Genomic DNA, 1,291 nt, shown 5'->3' on the forward strand with positions numbered 1-1,291 from the left:
GGCAAGGGTGCCCTGCTTCGTCGGGAAGGCCTGTACACGTCGCTGCTCGCGGCGTGGAAGCACCAGCGTGACGCCGGCGCCCGCGAGGCCCTGGCCAAGCCGGCCGGGCGACCGAAGACCGACCCCGCGGTGCGGGAGGCAGCCCGGTTGCGGGCCGACAACGAGCGCCTGCGCGCCGAGTTGGACAAGGCCCGCACGGTGATCGAGGTCCAGGGAAAACTCTCCGCGCTGTTGGGGCAACTCGCGACCGACAGCCAGCACAGCGGGAGCGAGCCGACACCATGATCGACGCTGCGATCACCGAGCTGACGCCGCTGATCGGGGTCCGGGCGGCGTGCCGGGCCACCGGCCGGCCGCAGGCCAACCACTACCGCCGCCACCGCCAGACACCCCTGCCACCACGGCCGGCGCGCGAACTCAGGCCGCAGCCACGCGCCCTGACCTTGGCCGAGCGTGACAGCGTCCGGGCGCTACTCAACAGCCCCGACTTCGCCGACATGGCCCCCGCGGCCGTCTACCACACCCTGCTCGACGAGGGCGTGTACGTGGCGTCGGTGTCGAGCATGTACCGGATCCTGCGCACCCACGGCGAAGTCAGGGAGCGCCGCCGCCACGCGGTGCACCCGCCGAAGGTCAAGCCCGAGCTGATCGCCGACGCCCCCAATCGCGTGTGGTCGTGGGACATCACGAAGCTGCGCGGCCCGGCCAAACGGGACTTCTACCACCTCTACAGCGTGATCGACATCTACAGCCGCTACACCGTCGCGTGGCTGCTCGCCGAACGCGAAGACGCCGCCCTGGCCGAACGGCTGCTGTCCGACGCGATCACCAAGCAGGGCATCCCCCAGGAGCAGTTGACCATCCACGCCGACCGTGGCACCTCCATGGCGTCCAAGACCGTCGCGCAGATGATGGCCGACCTCGGCGTGACCAAATCCCACTCCCGGCCCAGGGTCAGCAACGACAACCCGTTCTCCGAGGCCCAGTTCAAGACCCTGAAATACCGGCCCGACTTCCCCGACCGCTTCGGCAGCATCCAGCACGCCCGAGCGCACTGCCGTGCCTTCTTCACCTGGTACAACACGATCCACCGACACTCCGGCATCGGCTGGCACACCCCACACGACGTCCACCACGGCCACGCCCAACGAGTCCGCGACGCCCGTACCGACGTCCTGACCACCGCCTACACCCGCAACCCCGAACGATTCGTCCGCGGCATCCCACAACCACCCGCCCTACCCGAGGCCGCGTGGATCAACAAGCCCGACGACGAGCCGACTCAGTCAAC

The 1,291-nt window shown here is 69.6% G+C and carries 1 protein-coding gene and 1 pseudogene; both read left to right on the forward strand.

Features of this window, described 5'->3' with window-relative positions:
* Positions 1-285: pseudogene (locus tag JNW87_RS38815) on the forward strand (hypothetical protein); the annotation flags it as partial.
* Positions 282-1,291, forward strand: a 1,010-nt coding sequence (locus JNW87_RS38820; RefSeq protein ID WP_238455484.1) for an IS3 family transposase, incomplete at its 3' end; no start/stop codon positions are given. The pseudogene JNW87_RS38815 and the gene JNW87_RS38820, both read left to right, overlap by 4 nt.

The sequence above is a fragment of the Micromonospora sp. ATA51 genome, assembly GCF_016802855.1.
Taxonomy (GTDB): domain Bacteria; phylum Actinomycetota; class Actinomycetes; order Mycobacteriales; family Micromonosporaceae; genus Micromonospora; species Micromonospora sicca.